General features: G+C 43.3%; 14 protein-coding genes. 7 read left to right on the forward strand and 7 right to left on the reverse strand.

Annotated elements, in window-relative coordinates:
* Window positions 1-26 precede the first annotated feature (26 nt).
* Genes H6F42_RS05960 through H6F42_RS05970 form a run of 3 tightly spaced genes read left to right on the forward strand, consistent with a single transcriptional unit; the run spans window position 27 to window position 3986 of the window.
* Window positions 27-1325 (forward strand): hypothetical protein, encoded by a 1299-nt coding sequence (locus H6F42_RS05960; RefSeq protein WP_190398442.1) that lies wholly within the window; start codon window positions 27-29, stop codon window positions 1323-1325.
* A 10-nt stretch (window positions 1326-1335) separates the two neighbouring features.
* Window positions 1336-2802, forward strand: coding sequence for a hypothetical protein (locus H6F42_RS05965; protein WP_190398443.1), 1467 nt, complete (start codon window positions 1336-1338; stop codon window positions 2800-2802).
* On the forward strand, window positions 2802-3986 hold the full coding sequence (locus tag H6F42_RS05970; RefSeq protein WP_190398444.1) for a glycosyltransferase: 1185 nt from the start codon (window positions 2802-2804) through the stop codon (window positions 3984-3986). Before H6F42_RS05965 ends, H6F42_RS05970 begins: the two co-directional genes overlap by 1 nt.
* A 41-nt stretch (window positions 3987-4027) precedes the next feature.
* On the opposite strand, the gene ispG is transcribed toward H6F42_RS05970, so the two are convergent.
* Complete coding sequence (gene ispG / locus H6F42_RS05975; RefSeq protein WP_190398445.1) at window positions 4028-5263, reverse strand: (E)-4-hydroxy-3-methylbut-2-enyl-diphosphate synthase; 1236 nt, start codon at window positions 5261-5263, stop codon at window positions 4028-4030.
* A 273-nt stretch (window positions 5264-5536) separates the two neighbouring features.
* On the opposite strand from ispG, the gene H6F42_RS05980 reads away from it, so the two are divergent.
* Window positions 5537-7621 (forward strand): M3 family metallopeptidase, encoded by a 2085-nt coding sequence (locus H6F42_RS05980; protein ID WP_190398446.1) that lies wholly within the window; start codon window positions 5537-5539, stop codon window positions 7619-7621.
* Between the two features lie 144 nt (window positions 7622-7765).
* Here the strand turns inward: H6F42_RS05980 and H6F42_RS05985 are convergent, their stop codons facing one another.
* Window positions 7766-8698, reverse strand: a complete 933-nt coding sequence (locus H6F42_RS05985) for a DUF4253 domain-containing protein (protein WP_190398447.1) — start codon at window positions 8696-8698, stop codon at window positions 7766-7768.
* A gap of 221 nt (window positions 8699-8919) precedes the next feature.
* Between H6F42_RS05985 and H6F42_RS05990 the strand changes: the two genes are divergently transcribed.
* Entirely contained in the window at window positions 8920-10098 is a 1179-nt protein-coding gene (locus H6F42_RS05990) for a beta-ketoacyl synthase N-terminal-like domain-containing protein (RefSeq protein ID WP_190398448.1), read from the forward strand.
* A gap of 115 nt (window positions 10099-10213) precedes the next feature.
* Complete coding sequence (locus tag H6F42_RS05995; RefSeq protein WP_190398449.1) at window positions 10214-10783, forward strand: biotin transporter BioY; 570 nt, start codon at window positions 10214-10216, stop codon at window positions 10781-10783.
* A gap of 63 nt (window positions 10784-10846) precedes the next feature.
* Here H6F42_RS05995 and H6F42_RS06000 read toward each other — a convergent pair whose 3' ends face one another.
* From H6F42_RS06000 to H6F42_RS06020, 5 genes are all read right to left on the reverse strand, one after another.
* Window positions 10847-11272 (reverse strand): STAS domain-containing protein, encoded by a 426-nt coding sequence (locus H6F42_RS06000; RefSeq protein WP_190398450.1) that lies wholly within the window; start codon window positions 11270-11272, stop codon window positions 10847-10849.
* A gap of 436 nt (window positions 11273-11708) precedes the next feature.
* The gene (rimO, locus tag H6F42_RS06005; RefSeq protein WP_190398477.1) at window positions 11709-13058 is read right to left on the reverse strand and encodes a 30S ribosomal protein S12 methylthiotransferase RimO; all 1350 of its coding nucleotides are present in this window, start codon (window positions 13056-13058) and stop codon (window positions 11709-11711) included.
* A 172-nt stretch (window positions 13059-13230) separates the two neighbouring features.
* The gene (locus tag H6F42_RS06010) at window positions 13231-14715 is read right to left on the reverse strand and encodes a phospholipase D-like domain-containing protein (RefSeq protein ID WP_190398451.1); all 1485 of its coding nucleotides are present in this window, start codon (window positions 14713-14715) and stop codon (window positions 13231-13233) included.
* Between the two features lie 149 nt (window positions 14716-14864).
* Complete coding sequence (gene trpB, locus H6F42_RS06015; RefSeq protein ID WP_190398452.1) at window positions 14865-16097, reverse strand: tryptophan synthase subunit beta; 1233 nt, start codon at window positions 16095-16097, stop codon at window positions 14865-14867.
* Between the two features lie 234 nt (window positions 16098-16331).
* Window positions 16332-17930 (reverse strand): family 10 glycosylhydrolase, encoded by a 1599-nt coding sequence (locus H6F42_RS06020; RefSeq protein WP_190398453.1) that lies wholly within the window; start codon window positions 17928-17930, stop codon window positions 16332-16334.
* A gap of 168 nt (window positions 17931-18098) precedes the next feature.
* On the opposite strand from H6F42_RS06020, the gene H6F42_RS06025 reads away from it, so the two are divergent.
* Complete coding sequence (locus H6F42_RS06025; protein ID WP_190398454.1) at window positions 18099-19055, forward strand: tetratricopeptide repeat protein; 957 nt, start codon at window positions 18099-18101, stop codon at window positions 19053-19055.
* The last annotated feature ends 20 nt before the right edge of the window (window positions 19056-19075 follow it).

Consider the following 19075-nt stretch of genomic DNA (forward strand, 5'->3'; position numbering starts at 1 on the left):
TACCAAAATTTAGCATTAAATCAAAAGTGAAACGCCACGTTCTTATCGTCAGTCCCCATTTCCCTCCTATCAATGCCGCCGATCATCAACGAATTCGGATGTCTCTGCCCTACTTCGATGATTTTGGATGGAAAGTTACGGTTTTATGTATTGCTCCAGAATTTGTAGAAGGGATTTTAGATAATCAATTGATGTCTACGATTCCTCCAGAAACTGAAATAATTCAAGCCTCGGCTATTTCTCAAAAACTTTCTCGCAAATTCTTTTTAGGAAACCTAGCAGTTCGCTCTATTCCTTTTCTAGTTAGCGCTACTTCCAAATATTTTGAAAAGAACAAATTTGATTTAGTCTACTTCTCCACAACCATGTTTTTAACCATGGTGCTAGGTCGTTATTGGTTAAATAAGTACAAAGTTCCTTATATTCTCGATTTTCAAGATCCTTGGCTGAGTGATTATTACGATCGCACTCAAAGCGCACCACCTGGAGGAAGATTAAAATATAAGATAGCTCAGACCTTAGCTCAAACCTTAGAGCCATTCGCTTTAAAGAAAGCCAGTCACATTATTAGCGTTTCTCCTGAATATCCCAAGATGTTAATGCAAAGATATGCTTGGCTGAAAGAAGAGCAATTTACTGTATTACCCTTTGGCGCTCCTGAAAAGGACTTTGAAATATTGCCAAGTCTAAAGGTTCAACAAAAAATATTCGACCCTAATGATGGCTGCAAACATTGGGTATATGTGGGTAGAGGCGGGAATGATATGACCTTTAGTCTTAAATCTCTTTTTTTAGGTATTCAAAAATTACGTCGCGATTGCCCTGAAGACTGGCAAAAGGTCAAGCTACATTTTGTTGGCACTAAGTATTCGGTTTTTGATAACAACAAAGAAATTGAGGCGATCGCCAAACTTTATGATCTAGACGATCTAGTTATCGAACATCCACAAAGAATTCCCTATTTTGAAGCGTTACAGGTTCTATCGGATAGTCATGCCATTTTGATAATTGGTTCAGATGATCGGAGCTATTCGGCTTCTAAGGTCTACCCCTATATACTGGCTCGAAAACCAATATTAGCGATCTTGCATCAAGAGAGTCTGGTGGTTAATGTGCTTAGAAATTGTCAAGCAGGGGAGGTTGTGACGTTTAGCCAAGCTGATCCGAATGAGATTATGAATTTAATGATACCTAAACTCAGATCTTTATTAGCTCAATCTGAAAGCTATAGCAACTCAACAAAATGGAATGTATTTCAGCCTTACACGGCTAAAGAAATGACTCGTCGTCAATGTGCTATTTTTGATAGATATATCTCAGCCTAGTCAATTGTCCATGCTAAAACAATTACCAAGTCAATCTCAGGATACTAGACAAGCGAAGGTAGCTAATCGTAATGGACAGCGTAATTTACTGCCATTTTTCTGGCTCCTTTTAGGAGTATATGCCGCTTTTAGTATTTCTCAAGTATATAGTAGCAACGTAATTATTGCTGAAGATGCATTTGGTGCAGTAACTATTTCTTTAGCATCAATTATACCTGTATACCTTTGGTGCTCTGGCAAAGCTTTTGGGATGCCGATTTTTCCTCTCTTCTCTTTGACCTATCTCTGGACTTGTGCCATCCCTTTACTAAGCGAAAATCCCGCAGTATTTGTTTATACTGTATCGGAAAGACTATTTGCCAGTATGACTGTTACGGGATTTTTAGCTCTGTCAGGCTTTATTTGGTATCAGTTCGTTAATAGATTTCCTGAGCCCAATAGTCAGTATAGAGTCTTACCAGTGAAACGGGGAGACTCTATATTTCTTGCAATTTTATTGATAGGAAATTTATTTACTGTAGTCAGTCTAGCGGGATGGTTCTTACTAGATTCCGGCTCAACTTCTTTAATTCGTGGAGCAATATTAGGATTGACTGCCATTGCAACTTTTTCAATGGCTTATAGATATGGCTCCAATAAATTGTCTCCTATCAATACTAATATTTATTTAATACTAGTTGTAATTTCTTTAATTATTAATGGTGTAGGACTTTTACTCATTAACTCCTTGACTATATTCTTAATTACAATTGTTGGATACTCTCTTGGGAAAGGGAAGTTTCCTTGGGTTACAGCTTGTATAATTCTTAGCATATACGCATTACTTCATGCTGGCAAAGCCCCAATCCGAGAACTATATTGGCAGAAACCTGTAGATCCTTCACAATATATATCGAGATATGTAGAGTGGATTGATTTTGGAATTAAAGAAATATCAACACAATCAGATGAAAAAGTAGAAACTGAGCAATCTATTGTTGATCGTGCTAGTGTTCTGCAACAACTTCTGCTAACCCAATCATTAACGGAAAAAGGCAAACCTCTATTAGAGGGATATACCTACGGAATTATTCCACAGCTACTTGTGCCCAGATTTTTAAATAGTGAAAAAATTACTAGTCACGAAGGTACTTCCATTTTAAATATTTACTATGGCAGACAAACTCGTAGGGACACACAAAATACTACTATTGGTTGGGGGGTACTAGCCGAAGCCTATGCTAATTTTGGAATTTGGGGATGTGGTTTACTAGCTTTGATTTTTGGAGCTGGTTATGGATATGTCTCTTTAATAAGTATCAATGCGCCTGTATTTAGCGATCGCTACTTATTTTCTATTCTCGTACTTAGTTATGCATTCCAAACTGAATTTACTGCAGGTGTATATGTGGCGGCTTTATTTCAATCTACTGTAACCTTATTTGTTTTTGTGTTTTTCTTGATGAAAGTACAAAATATAGAAGCTATAGAAAGTTAGTGATTAATTTAGCTATTATCGCCTCACATCCAATTCAGTACTATGCACCGCTTTTTCGGTGGATATCTCAAGATGATTTGTTTAATATTAAAGTATTCTATCTCTGGGATTTTGGAGTTACCGATCAAATCGACCAAGGATTTAAGCAACCTGTAAAATGGGATATTCCTTTACTAGTTGGATATGATTTTGAATTTGTTGATAATATCAGCAAAGATCGAGGTACTCATCACATATTTGGCTTGCAGAATCCTACCTTAACTCAACAAGTACTAGCATTTAAACCTGACGCTATATTACTGACTGCTTCCTATAACTATGCCAGTATTTACAGATTTAATTGGGAGATGCGAAATAAGAATATTCCGATTATATTTCGGGGAGATTCTCATCGGATATTTACCCAAAATAATTGGAAAAGTAATTTAAAAAAGTTATTTATATCTAAAATATTTGCTGGCTTTGATGCATTTTTGTATGTAGGTAAGGCTAATTACAACTACTTCAGATACCATGCTGTCCCAGATAAAAAATTATTCTTTACGCCCCACTCGATTAATTATCAGTTCTTTACAGAAAATAGTTCAGAGGTATTAACAAAAGCTAAGCAATGGAGGCAGGAATTGGGTATTCCTCTTACTGATGCAATTATTCTATTTGCAGGTAAATTTGAAGATAAAAAGCGTCCACTAGATCTAATCAAAGCTTTTCAATTAGCCAATTTACATGCCGTATCTTTGTTAATAGTTGGTGCTGGGGTTTTAGAGGATGAGATGCGTAATCTAGCAAAACAAGATGGAGATCGCCTGCAGAATATTTTCTTTGCGCCTTTTCAAAATCAATCACTGATGCCTCGTACCTATGCTTTGGCAGATTTATTTGTTTTACCCAGTTATGGCAGTGGCGAAACTTGGGGTTTAGCCATTAATGAGGCGATGTGTAGGGGCTGTCCTGTGATAGTCAGCAGTCACGTAGGTTGTGCTGAGGATCTGGTTAAACCTTGGCAAAATGGCTTGATTTTTGAGGCGGGTCATGTTGAGGCGTTAGTAAATAGCTTGAGAGATGCATTTAGCGATCGCGATCGCCTCAAACAATGGGGAGAAGAGAGTAAGAAAATTATTGCTCCTTACTCATACGAAAATATAATTGTGGGTTTAAAACAAGCTTTATCCGCAGTCCTATAAATGAGAAAGCCTCGCATTGCGAGGCTTTCTCATTTATAGGACTAGGGATCGACCCAGCGATCGTCAGATTTAATAAGTGCTATTAGTTGTTCTACCCCTTCTTCTTCGGGAACGCGCTTAATTTCTTCCTTACCTCGATATAGCGAAATTGTGCCAGGGGTTTTGCCAACATAGCCATAGTCGGCATCTGCCATTTCTCCCGGTCCATTGACAATACATCCCATAACGGCAATGTCAAGTCCGACTAGATGTTTAGTCGCTTCTCGAACTTTGTGTAAAACTTCTTCGAGATTAAAAAGGGTACGACCACAGGAAGGACAGGCTACATATTCCACCATGGTTTTACGCAAACCAAGAGATTGCAAAATGCTATAGCAGACGGGAATCTCTTTTTCGGGTGCTTCGGTCAGAGAGACGCGAATTGTGTCCCCAATGCCTTGGGAAAGTAATGTGGCAATACCTGCGGTGGATTTAATCCGTCCATATTCTCCATCGCCTGCTTCGGTTACGCCGAGATGAAGAGGATAGTCCATACCTAGCTGATCCATCCGTTTGGTCATTAACTGATAAGCGGCAATCATCACAGGAACGCGGGATGCTTTCATGGAAATAACGATATTGCGGAAGTCGAGATCTTCGCAGATCCGAATAAATTCGATCGCTGATTCCACCATCCCTTGCGGTGTATCGCCGTAGGTAAAGAGCATTCTTTCGGCGAGAGAGCCATGATTTACACCGATTCGCATGGCTTTGCCCTGCTCTTTTAAGGACAGTACCAAGGGCTTTAGGGTATCTCTTACCTTTTCGGCAATCTCGTCAAACTCTGATTGGGTGTACTCAGTGCGATTGGCTTTAGGTTTTTCAAATACATATAGTCCGGGGTTAATGCGAACTTTATGTATATGCTTGGCAACTTCAAGGGCAATTTTCATGCCATTGTGGTGTACGTCTGCCACAAGTGGCACATCAAGGTAGGTTCTTTTTAATTTTTGGCGAATTTCTGAAAGCGCGGAAGCGTGCGCCATGCTAGGGACAGTAACCCGCACTATTTCGCATCCGATTTCATGCAAGCGGCGAATTCCCGCAACTGAACCTTCAATATCTAGAGTATCTTCGTTGATCATTGACTGAACAACTACGGGCGCACCACCCCCAATGGTAATGTTACCGACTTGGACGGGGCGGGTTTTGCGTCTGACGATTACACCAAGATTTTCGCTATGGGTCTCAGCCTGACCATTTTGGGTGCTTTTTGTATTCTCAGAAACAGTCGTCATAACACTTTTAGTCACTTCTGCCTATTAGTTTATCTGATGTAGGGCACAGTGAACTGTTTTTACTGAGAACTTCCACGTAACCTCAGTAACTACTTAATACAGTGATTTCTGATCAAATAATCCACAAGAAAATTTTGGAAAGAGTTGCTTGGCAACTCTCTCCAAAATTTTCTTGGTTTGGGCTTGAGCGCAAAGCGCTGCAAGTGCAAATTCTTCCTTGATATATAATTATCATAGTCATTTACAAATCTTAAAGATTACTTTTAAAAAATTATGAGTGAAGTTTCCAATCCCCTTTTAATTGGCAAAGGGCTGCCACCATTTCCCGATATCAAACCCGAACATGTTATTCCTGCAATTACCCAATTGCTTGAAGAAACTAGCAAGGGATTAACCGATCTCGAAGCCAATATTCAGCCCACATGGTTGGGCTTAGTCGAGCCACTAGAACTACTCACCGAGCGGATTGGTTGGGCGTGGGGAGCGATCGAGCATTTACTCAGCGTTAAAAACAATGCAGAATTGCGTGAAGCTCACAAAATTGTCCAGCCCAAGGTGATCGAATTTTTCAATCGTTTTAGCCAAAGTCAGCCCGTCTATAGAGCCTATAAAGCAATATATGGCTCTTCAGATTGGGATAGTCTTGAACCAGCCCAAAAGCGCATTGTTGAAGCTGCCATTCGTGATGCAGAACTATCGGGCGTGGGTTTAGAAGGTGAAGCCAAGGAGAAATTCAATAAAATCCAAATGGAACTTGCTGAGCTTTCGACAAACTTCTCCAATCATGTGCTGGATGCCACTAAAGCCTTTAGCATGACCTTGACCTTGGCTGAAGAGATCGATGGCTTACCACCTAGCTTATTGGCTCAAGCAGCACAGGCGGCGCGTTTAGATGGGGATGACAGAGCTACACCTGAGCGTGGTCCTTGGTGTATTACCCTTGACTATCCCAGTTATGTTCCTTTTATGCAGCATAGCCGCCGTCATGATTTGCGAGAAAAACTCTATCGTGCTTTCGTTAGTCGAGCCGCCAGTGGAGAATTTGACAATTCTCCATTAATTGATCGCATCCTCGAATTGCGCCAACAAAAGGCGAATTTACTCGGCTATGCCACCTATGCAGAATTGAGCTTGGCGCGGAAGATGGCTCCTAACGTGGATGCTGTAGAGAAGTTGCTCGAAGAATTGCGTATGTCTAGCTATAATGCTGCGGTTGCCGAATTTGCAGAACTAAAGGAATTTGCCAAATCTCAAGGGGAAACCGAAGAACTCAAGCATTGGGATACTTCCTATTGGGCGGAGCGTCAGCGTGAAATCAAGTTTAACTTCACCGTGGAGGAATTGCGCCCTTACTTCCCATTACCTCAAGTTTTAGAAGGACTTTTTGCTCTTGTCAAACGCCTGTTTGGGGTAACTGTTGTTCCTGCGGATGGTAAAGCGCCCATCTGGCATGAAAGCGTTCGCTTTTTTGAAATTCAGAACGAGAATAATGAGGCGATCGCCTATTTTTATCTCGACCCCTACAGCCGTCCTGCTGAGAAGCGGGGTGGTGCCTGGATGAATGACTGCATCGGACGCGCTAAAGTCATTGAAAATGGGACACCGATTACCCGATTACCCGTTGCCTACCTCATTTGCAATCAGTCACCCCCAGTCGATGATAAGCCTAGCCTCATGACCTTTGGCGAAGTGGAAACCCTCTTCCATGAGTTCGGACATGGCTTGCAGCACATGTTAACCAAGGTGGACTATGCGAGTGCATCGGGCATTAATAATGTGGAATGGGATGCCGTGGAATTGCCTAGCCAGTTCATGGAAAACTGGTGCTACGATCGCGCCACCTTGTTTGGCATGGCAAAACACTACGAGACAGGCGAAACTCTACCAGAAAGCTATTTCCAGAAACTTATTGACTCCAAAAACTACATGAGTGGTTCGGGAATGTTGCGTCAGTTGCACTTTAGCCTTGTCGATATCGAACTCCATCACCGCTATCAAATTGGTGGCAGCGAAACTCCCCTTCAATTGCGATCGCGCCTTGCCGAAAAGACGATGGTAATCCCACCTTTGCCCGAAGATAACTTCCTCTGTTCATTTGGTCATATCTTCGCAGGAGGCTACGCCGCAGGCTATTACAGTTACAAATGGGCGGAAGTCCTGAGTGCTGATGCTTTTGCCGCCTTCGAGGAAGCGGGACTCGAAAATGAAGAGGCGATCGCTTCGACTGGTCGTCTCTATCGCGATACAGTCCTTGCCCTTGGCGGTAGCAAACATCCAATGGAGGTCTTCAAGACTTTCCGAGGACGAGAGCCTAGCACTGCTCCATTACTGCGTCACAGTGGCTTAGCCAAAGTCTAATCAAAACCCAAATAAGTGAAGGCGGCACTTCGTGCCGCCTTCACTTATTTGGGTTTTATGTCCTAAGCAAAATTTACATTGCTATAGCTTTGGCGAATTGGGATACCAACATAAGCTACAGGGCAAAGCACTGTAGCTTATGTTTTAAGGTCTTTCGTGAAGAAACCATCGATCTGTTTGGAGTAGCGATCGCGCATGGTCGCGTATTGATACCCCTGATAAAAGCGTGGTACAAGGCGCTAGAAGCACCTGTTCGCTAGCTAAGGTAAAAGCTTCTTGGGGAGTAGATGGTCGTTTGCTGATCAGCAACTGCAACATCGTTCCATAATGACAAACTAGCTCAGCACCATATAATTGATGCCATTTTTTCAATAAAGGAATAGCCCCCTTACTACCTCCATACCAAGACAAATAAGCGAGAGTTTCCCAACTATGGGAAGTTGGCAATAGCATTAGCGCCATCGTTTGCCCAGTTGGTTGAAACCAGTCTAAGTAAGTCATCTCGTGACTTGATGGTGCAGAAATTTCGGTGATCTGCTGCAATTCCCAATCAAATAGATACTTCTCCACGTCAATAATATTGGCAATCAGCCCTAATCGCACTAGTTCCTGTAGCTCTGAATTTAATGGCGCTTCCCCAAAGGTAGAACTTGTATTGGCTAACTCTATCAATATCTGTTCTTCTAAATCGTAGGTATTAATTTGAGCGCGTTCATCTAGAAAATTATCTAACTCTTGAGGCGTTACGGAATTAGCCCTTGCAATAATTGCTTGTGGAGATAAATCTAAATTTGGATATTCCTCACCAAAGTAAAATCGTGAAAAGAAATCTTCATCATTCAGAGTTTGTTGCCAACTACCCGAATCCCAATGCCAGCAAGCTGTAATCACAGGATATCGTTGGGTTTGCGGCAATAAATTTCTGAGTAGATGCCAAGCTTCGAGGCTATTCTCCAGATTAACCGCGATCGCCAAGGCTAGATTTGTTGTCATTGGAATATCAAGCGGAATTATATCCGCATTATTTAAAAAGGTTCCACTCAGTAGCTCTCGTAGGGTCTCTATGGAGTTAAGCATTTAAAATTATTGATTGCTTCCATCATTAAGTAGTTAAGCATATAGCTGTGGTCACTTGCATCAAAACCCAAGAAGCTAGTTGCGGCGCGAAGCGCCGCAACTAGCTTCTTGGGTTTTGTGTCCTAACAAGAATAGCAACAGCTATAAGTAAACTTAAAACCCAAATTGTTGTATTGCTTAAAATTTTTTCACGGGAAAGTTACAATTTAATATTACGGTCAATGAAATTTTGGGATAGAGAGATTAACCAAACCACAGTTGTTGTATCAGGTATTGGGATGACCACCGCGATCGCTAGCGATCGCGAAAATACTTGGCAAAAAATTTTACAAGGCGAATCAGGAATTAAGTTTGACTCAGAGTTGCAACTTCCTATCGCTCGCATTGAGAACCTTGATCCGTCTCCAGTTTTTGCCTCTCGAATCCCCTCTAGATCTCTATACCTATTACAAAAATCTGTTTTAGAAGCGATCGCCGATGCTTGCTTGGATTTGCCTTTACCTAATTGTGGCGTGGTGATTGGTTCGAGTCGGAGTAATCAAAGGGAATTAGAACTGGTACTTGATTATCCTGATCGGCTCCAAAATGATAATTATTGGTGGCAATGCCAATCCGCGAATTTATCGGCACAAATTGCAAATTTATTACAAACTCAGTCTCCTGTGCTTGCACCAATGGCAGCCTGTGCCACGGCAAACTGGTCGATCGCTCAAGCCTATGAATTAATTCGGTCTGGGAAATGTGCAATGGCGATCGCCGCCGCCACCGATGCCGCCCTTACCCCCTTAACGATCGCAGGATTTCAAAAAATTGGCGTATTAGCCCCATCAGGTGTATATCCTTTTAGTCACGAACGGTCAGGATTTGCCCTAGGAGAAGGGGCGGCGACTCTAGTTTTAGAATCCTATCAATCTGCAAAGCAAAGAGGCGGCAAAATCTATGGCAAGGTTTTAGGCTGGGGAATTACGAATGATGCCTATCATGCCACTAGCCCTAATCCAGATAACCATATGGCTGCGATCGCCCTTAAAGATTGTCTAATGCGATCGCAAATTACTGCTGAGCAAGTTGGTTATATTAATGTGCATGGCACGGCTACCCAGATGAACGATGCCCGCGAAGCTGATTTAATCCAAAGATTTCTTCCTAATATGGCGGTGAGTGCCACGAAAGGCGCAACAGGGCACACTTTAGGGGCTACGGGGATGATGGAGTCTGCCTTTTGTCTGTTAGCTCTACGCGATCGCCTGTTACCACCTTGCGTGGGAATGCAAACCCCTGCTTTTGACATTAATCTCATCTCTAAACCTGAGCGATCGCCCAATTTAGAATATGCCCTTAACTTTAGTTTTGGCTTTGGCGGACAAAATGCGATCGTTGCCTTTGGTCAATGTTTTTAAAAACGCAAAATCAAAGACAGTTGCGGCGCAGAGTACCGCAACTCTCTTTGGGTTTGTCCAAAATTCATGTAGGATTTTAACTGCATCCCTTATCTATCTTGTGACTGAGCCGCTTGTGCCAAAACCATTACAGCTAATGTGGGCTTTGTCTGGACTGTTGCTAACAATTGCCAGTACGTTTATTCAGCCATCCATGATTTTGCCCTCCTTAGCAGGTCAGGGAAATAATATTGCGATCGAATCTATCAGCGTGACCATGCAGATCGGTGCGGTTTTACTGACAGGTTGCCTTGGTGGACGGAATGCCGCACTGTTATCTCAAATTGCCTATATAGTATTGGGATTAAGCGGATTTGGGGTGTTTTACCAAGGTGGAGGGCTTAGCTATCTGCGATCGCCAGCTTTTGGCTATTTATTAGGCTTTTTACCTGGGGGATGGATTTGTGGATTTTTAGCATTTTTAAGACCTCCGAGCATTGATCGGATGGCTATTAGTTGTTTTGGTGGCTTAATCGCTATTCATCTCGTCGGCATAATCTACCTAGTGGCGATTCAGATCCCTAACTTTAGTGCGATCCAAAATACTTTTTGGCAATATTCTGTACAAGTTTTGACAGGTCAGTTTTTAGTGGTATGTGCGACGATCGTCATTGCGACAATTTCTCGCAAATTGCTATTTTATTAAAAAGAAAAAGGCGGCAACTGCCGCCTTTTTCTTTTTAATAAAAATTTGTTTGATTGTTTAAGACTAAGCTACAGCCAGATAGTTAGCATCAGAATTAGTTACATTGAACTGATTCATGCATGTATCAATACTGGGGAAGATTGCAAATAATTGATCAATTCTGGTGATTTCAAACACTAGACGCACAGAGGATTGCTGAGAAGTGATCAATAAATTGCTGCTATGGGATTGCATCAACTTGAGGCAGCCTAATAGTTTTTGTAAGCCTTGACTATCAATGAAATCTACATTTTCCATATCAACAATCAAAACAGGAATTTCCTTGTTATTCATCATCACATTTGCAGAAATCCATGATTCTACTTTGCCCAATAGATCAGAACCTGCGACGTTATCAAATTTGCTATTGGTTAATTTAATGACAAAAGTTGGAGCGCTATTTAAACCTTGACGGAAGGATAATTGGTTGATCTTAGTAATTGTATCCATTGTTCTTCCTTTCAACTTCTTCGAGAAAATAATATGCTGGTTTTCGACTACATTGCCAAGGACAAGAATCTTAAGTTTGGTTGACACTACAAACTGTTTTTTGTTTCTTAAGCTTTATTATTCCCGCTTATCTAATTTTTTGTAACCCCTAATAGATATACAAAGGTTAGCAAAAAGAAATTAAAAAGTTATAAAAAAGTTAGCTATATAATTTTGCTTTAAGAATTGCCAAAACTATGTGTTTGTATATACCAAAGGTAAGTTCTTGAGCGCGATCGCCGCAAGCTACCCAAAGAATAAAAAATGCTGCTGGGCAGCGTTTTTTATTCCCAGAGCTTCAGATTTAAGCGCAAAGAAAAAAACACCCCAAGCTGCAACGCACGCTGTGCGTTGCAGCTTGGGGTGTTTAATTGCGACCAACTACTTATAGCTATAGTTAAATAATTTCGCCAAAGAGATCGTAGTGATCAGCGCTGGTGATTTTTACAGAAAACATGGAGCCAAGGGTGGCTTTGGCTTGAGGATCGCGGACATAAACTACGCCATCAACATCTGGCGCAAATCTCGCCGATCGCCCGATGAGTTCGCCAGTGTCAGGATTTTCCTGCTCGATCAGGACATCGACGATTTTGCCTATTTCTCGCTGATTGTTCCTATAGGAGATGTCTTGTTGGGCTGCCATGATGCGATCGCGGCGCTCTTGTTTAACTTCTTCAGGAAGTTGATCGGGCAGATCAAAGGCGGGAGTCCCTTCTTCAGCCGAGAAAGTAAACACACCAACATGATCAAATTCGTGGCGTTTTACAAACTCTAATAAATGCTCAAACTGTTCCTCGGTTTCCCCCGGAAAACCGACAATAAAAGTCGTGCGGGTAATCGCTTTAGGCAAAGAAGCTTTGATCTGCTCCATGATCTTGTCATTGACGCGCCCTTGCCAAGGTCGATTCATCGCTCGCAAAACTTCGGGGTGAGAATGCTGTAAGGGCAAATCAAGGTAAGGAACCACATTAGGAGTGGCTTTCATAGCGTTGATCACTTTGGGAGTCAAGCCTGTGGGATAGGCGTAGTGCATCCTGATCCAAGGCACATCCACTTGACCGAGCGCAATTAGTAATTCGGCAAGCCGAGGCTGACCGTAGATGTCCTGTCCGTAATTAGTCGTAATTTGCGAAATGAGAATAATTTCCTTTACGCCTTCAGAGGCAAGGCGATCGCATTCGGTAACAATGGATTCGATAGAGCGCGATCGCTGATCGCCACGCAGGTGGGGAATGATGCAAAAGGCACAGCGATAATCGCAACCTTCGGCAACACGCACATAGGCTACAGCCTCGTTAGTAGTGCGGTAGCGAGGTACGGTGTCATCGGCGATGTAGGTCGGAACTTGGGTAATTTCAGTGATGCGTTCGCCAGTCTCGGCACGTTCGATGACATCGACAATTTTGTGATAGTCGCCAGTACCCACGAGGGCTACAGCTTCAGGGATTTCATCCAGCAATTCCTGCTGGAAATGTTGCGCCATACATCCAGCAATCACGATCCGTTTGCCCATTTCCGCCAGTTCCACCAAAGTTCGCACCGATTCGCGCCGCGCATCTTCGATAAAGCTACAGGTATTGACAATCACATAGTCGGCTAATTCTTCGTTGCTATCAACCTGATAGCCTGCTTGTACGAGCAATCCCAGCATGTGTTCGGTATCGACACGGTTCTTTTCACAACCCAAATGGGAGAAGGCGATCGTGGGTTTGATCGTGGGTTTGACGGTGGGAACCAGATTGACCATAGATGTAGTGACGCGGTTGGTGATAAATTTAAGGAACCAATTTTGGGATGGGGCGGCAAAGCCGCCCCATCCCAAAATTGGTTTTTTATTTTACTGCTAAGCCCTAACTAGGGAAGAACAATATTTCCGAGGATCTAGCTTAACAAAACTTCAGGCTATGCGATCGCCTTAATTAAAATTCAGCATCTTCTTCTTGAGGTTTATTTTTTCCTTTGAGTCGATCTGCACAGCTTTTTGCCGTAGCCTGAGATAACTTGGCGGTGGGACCAAAAGTAGCATCCTTATATAAGCGATCAAATTCCCTTTGGAAATGAGCCGCCACAATATCATTTTGGATCGCCACTAAAAATTCATCATTGACATGATTCGCCGCATTTGTCCAATTGTGGGAGCCTGTCAAAATTAAATTGCGATCAATAATCCCGTATTTGTGATGCAGAGTATCACCGCTCACTAAATTAGGAATACCAACGGTTTTTAGGGGTTGTTTCCAAGCGCTGCTCTTGCCTGTTTTGCAGTCTTGGGTAGACTGGAGACTCCACATATCAAGGGTTGAGGAGTAATCACGATAGGCAAATTGGGGATCAACTAGCGTCCGAATTTGCACATTTTGCTGTTGGCGTTCTTCTAAAATCGTGGAGATATAGGGATCGGAATAGACAAATAAAGCCATATCTACGGAATTTTTAGAGCCTGAGATGGCGGTAGTAATCAGTCCACTGCTGGTTTGCTCTCTGGCGGTATCTAGGGAATCTGGGGAAAACTTGATCCGAAATTGCGCCCCACCGACTATCAAATATTCGATTTTGCGCGATCGCTTTTTGGTTCCAAAGAGACTATCAGGTTTACCATTGGGTCCATCCCCCCACATCAGATTAAATTCTTTTTTGAAATATCTGGCTAATTCTTTGCTTCCCACCACCAATAGATTATTGGCATTGCCCCTAGTTTCAGGTTTGGTAAAGTCGCCATGAATATCGCTCATGGTGTAATTGGCTGAACCAAAAACGATGACTTGCTCATCAATAATGATGAATTTATGGTGCATCAGCCCACTACCCTTCGATCCATCGGCAGTATCATCAATCCAAGGTACATTTGCCGCCTTGATCAGCCTCAAGCCATCCCGTCGATCTAGCTCATCATCACTCAGACGACCATCATTATTGATATCTGCAAATTTTTGAAAGTCTTTGTAGCGATCGCGATCGCGGGCATTCATTTTAGCGACTTCTTCAGGCGTAAATTCACTCCAAGCCCGACTATATTGATTTTCGAGGATGAGCCTCACGTTTACGCCCCGCAATTTGGCATCAACGATCGCCTTGGAGATATTGGGTAATCGCAGTTCTTGAACGGCAATATCTAAGCTAACTTTAGCTTTATTAACTTGGTCGATCATCACCCGTTCGAGATTATCGCCAAGGCGTTCGATATTGCGGTAGGGGTCGGTATAACGCGCCGCCTGATTTTGATTAAAAAATACTTGAATGTTGGGATGCTGTGGTAGTGCTGGAACTATTCCCGCCTGTGTCTGACAAGCATTTGTGGCGATCGCAATTAAGGTAATTACGCTACAAAATAAAATCCCAAAGGCTCTGCGACGAGATAGCGATCGCAGTCGATGACGTAGCCGTGAATAGGCTAAAAACCTCATACAAACAAGAAGTCAAATTTTGCAATTCTAGTTTATATCTAAAACCACAAGAGTCAAGGCGTAGCCTTGACTCTTGTGATTATTTAAGGAGTGCTGAGACGCTTTTGCATTTCTAACAAAAAAAGGGGCGCTTTGCGCCCCTTTTTTTGTTAAAGATTCAAGTACTGAATTACCGTATTAACGTCCTTATCGCCTCGACCAGAGCAGTTAATAATGATGCGCTGATTGGGAGTTAGTTGGGGACAGAGGGTTTCGAGATAGGCGATCGCATGGGAAGTTTCTAAGGCAGGAATGATGCCCTCTAAGCGGGAGAGCCTTTGGAAAGCATCGAGGGCTTCTTGATCGGTGACACTGTAGTATTCGGCACGACCGAGATCCTTGAGATAGCTATGCTCGGGACCCACTCCTGGGTAATCTAAGCCAGCGCTAATGGAATGCGCTTCCTGAACTTGTCCTTGCTCATCCTGCAAGAGATAGCTCATTGCGCCATGCAATACGCCCACCCGTCCAAGGGTGAGAGTTGCGGCGTGGAATTCGGTATTTGTGCCTTTACCTGCGGCTTCTACACCGATTAGACGCACGGATGGCTCATCGACAAATTCATTAAATAGCCCCATTGCATTAGAGCCACCACCGACACAGGCAAGGAGAATGTCAGGCAATCCGCCCCATTTTTCTTGGCTTTGACGACGGCTCTCTTTGCCAATGACGGCATGGAAATCGCGGACGATCATCGGATAGGGATGGGGTCCCGCTACGGAGCCGAGAATGTAATGGGTATCAACAACATTGGTTACCCAGTCACGAATTGCTTCGGATGTAGCATCCTTGAGTGTGCCTGTGCCTGCCTCGACGGGACGCACTTCCGCCCCCATTAGCTTCATGCGGAAGACATTTAGGGATTGACGCTCCATGTCCTGCACGCCCATATAGATCACGCAATCCAGACCAAAGCGGGCGCAAACGGTGGCAGTCGCAACACCATGCTGTCCTGCGCCTGTTTCGGCAATGACCCGCTTTTTACCCATGCGAATCGCGAGGAGAACTTGGGCAAGAGCATTATTAATTTTATGAGCGCCTGTGTGGTTGAGGTCTTCGCGCTTTAAATAAATCTGAGCCGTGCCGTAGTGCTGTGTCAATCTCTCCGCAAAGTAAAGGGGGCTAGGTCTGCCCACGTAGTCCCGCAAGTAGCCGTCTAATTCATTATTAAATTCGGGATCATTTTTGTAATGATAAAAGGCAGTTTCTAGCTCAGCAAGAGCGCTCATCAGGGTTTCGGGGACATATTTGCCGCCGAAGATGCCAAATCGCCCTAATTGATCGGGACGATTGGTAAGGGTCGGTTGAGCTTTAACTTTGGGTGCGATCGGCGTTGTGGTCATTGCGGTGAGTCTTGACTGGTGAGTTGGCTACGATTAAATCTTGATTAGTTGCGCTTGTAGCGCTCTATAACTGTGGTCACTTGCATTGGTACAAATCAAAACCCTAGAAGGGAGTTGCGGCGCGAAGCGCCGCAACTCCCTTCTGGTTTTGTGTCCTAACAAGAATGGCAACAGCTATAGCTAGAATAACAAATATCAACTTAAAAGAGAAAGGCGGCGCGAAGCGCCGCTTTTCTAGAGTTTACAAAATTGGCGCGATCGCGTAAAAGCTAATTCTCGCTTTTGCCAACCAAAGGCAAAATGACTAATGGAATTAATCGTAGGAACTGCTGTCCGTATAGCTTGCATTTGTGATTCTAAAGAGGGACGGTTGCTAAAAGGCTCACCCCACTGACCGACTAAAATCGGCGCTACTTGGGTTCCTGCGGGGGCTAATTGGGTAACCCTTCGCACTTGCGCGACAATGCAATCGGGTTTATTACAAACTGCATAAGCCATTGGTCGCCATTCGTATTTGTTGCTAAATAAATGCCAAGGCTGCATTCGTGAATCAAAGCCATTGCCAACAGGCTGATTGCCGTCGGAGAAAAAAGCAATACTGGCGGGAATACCTTGACGAAATACGGGCTTCGCAATGCTGTCTAAATAATAAATAACGCCGATGAAGGCATGATTTACGGCTAATCGCCATAATTCGCCTTGCCAAAAAGCGATCGCTGGTTTGTCGGGAGAAGGGCGGCGACCTTGCCAGAGTGGTTCGGATTCTTGGGGATAACGAGTTTTAGCAATTTTGAGATCGTTGGGGGTAATGAATCCTTGTTTGACAAAGCGCTGGATGATTTCTAAACCTTGCAGATTTTCGGCGCGATCGCGTAGCGCTCTTAACGAAGCCTCTCCATAAATCCAGAGATAGCGGACATTGCTCACCACGGAAGCCGAACCAGCACCCCGTTTATAACGGACATAATCAAAAGCTACGCCATCAGGTTGACGCTTGATTACTTCATTGACGGCTAGATAGAGATCTTTTTGAGCTTGATAGTTGTAAGGATCGATAAATAATTGATCCTTGGTGGGAACTTCGCGTTCGGGATTTTTGCCCAGATTTTCAATAATCGAGATGGTGTTATCGCCATAGCCATTGCGGGCGATCGCCTGTTGTCTAGCTACGGTTTGCCGCGATAGTCCAGTGAGATCAAAACCCTGTCCATAACCTTTGCTCACATTCATCGTAAACAGCCATGCATGAACCTTCAGTCCTCGTTCTTTGCCCTTGGCGATCGCCAATTTTAATAAGTCAGCATTTTTATATTTCTCCGACTGCACTAGCGAATCCCAAGCCGTAAAGTTTTCCGACTGCGGCAACAGAATTTTCCCGTCCGAAATCACCTCAACAAATACTTGGTTATAACCACGATTAACCATTCGATCCATGATTTCTTCTAGTTTTCCCGCTTGCAGGTCACAGGGATAAAGCCGCAGCCAAATGCCTTGAGTCTTGAGCCAAGACTTTTGACGACAGGTATTTAGGGTTTGGCGATGGCGCTGCACGATCGATTGATATTCTTTAAGCGTCGTGGGATCTGGGCGATCGCTATTCTGTAAAGCCTTAATTCGCAGCTTATCTTTACTAGCGATCGCCTCATTTTCAAATTGACAATATTCCCCAACTTGAGCTGAGACGGGCTGGATAAAAATTTCGGACAAAGTAAATAAGATCAGCGCAAAGGTGCGAATAGTTCGCCTAAGACATAAAGTCCCACAGCCAAGTGGTGGCGCGAACTGCCACCACTTGGCTGTGGGGTTTTGATTGGTTTTAGCAAACTCTTGCATTGCTGTATTACCGTAAATTGAAATTGCGACCAGATTTTTGGGAAAAATAATCCTAGAAGATATTTTGGGAAAGTGTTACTAAGCAACACTTTCCCAAAGTATCTTCGTTAATCTATCAGCAGCAAGTACTGTAATAGAAATTCCATACCATAGCAGACTTTAATCGCCATGACTGATGTTATTAATCCAGCCGCCGTTGAATCCCCTGAAACCTATTTGCAATTTGGCGATCGCTATCGGCTCTCTGGCAATCTGCCCCTTGCTTACAAGAATTATCAACGCGCCCTTACCATCAATCCTGAATTTGCAGCAGCCCACGAGCGCCTTGCGGAAATGTATCAACAGCAAGGCAATACGATGGAAGCGATCGCCAGTTTTAGCAAAGCCCTAGAACTCGATCCTCTATCCCTAGATGCTCAATTAGGTTTGGGAAATGCCTATCAACAAATGGGTTGGGCAGAACTGGCAATTACGCATTTTCAGCAAGCCTTAGAATCGTCTCCCGATCGCTTCTTAGCGGAATATCATTGCAAATTGGGAGATAGTCTCAAGCAGAGAGGTCGCATTTCGGAAGCGATCGCCAGTTATGAACGGGCGATCATTTCCAATCCTGACTACATGGATGGTTATCGCGCGATCGCCCAAATTTATTTTCCTAAAAATGATCCTGAAACCGTTAGCGCCATTTATCAACGAGCTGAGGCGCATAACTCGGAAATTTTACAAGCTAAGGATTACAACGCTCTAGGCGTAGCATGGTTATATAAGATAAATTCTCTCCAGCCCGAAGATCAATCTAATGCTAGCGATTTAGTTCGTGATTTAGTAGATAAAGCGATCGCCTGTTTTGAAAGAGCAATTCAAATTGAACCCAGTTATGCCGATGCCCATTGCAATCTCGGAAGTGCTTTTATTCGCCAAGATCGGGTAATGGATGCCATCTTAGCTTATAAAGAATCTCTCGATATTGAACCAAATTTTGCCCAACCCTATTTCAATTTAGGAATTCTCTTCAGCAATATTGGCAAAACTGACGAAGCGATCGCCTGTTTTCAATCCGCGATCGACCTCGTTCCCAATTGGGTAGAAGCTCATGAATATCTGAGTAAGTTATTGTCTCGCTAGCTTTTGAAACCGCTTGGCTA

The organism is Pseudanabaena sp. FACHB-1998, assembly GCF_014696355.1.
In the GTDB taxonomy this organism is placed as follows: Bacteria; Cyanobacteriota; Cyanobacteriia; order Pseudanabaenales; family Pseudanabaenaceae; genus Pseudanabaena.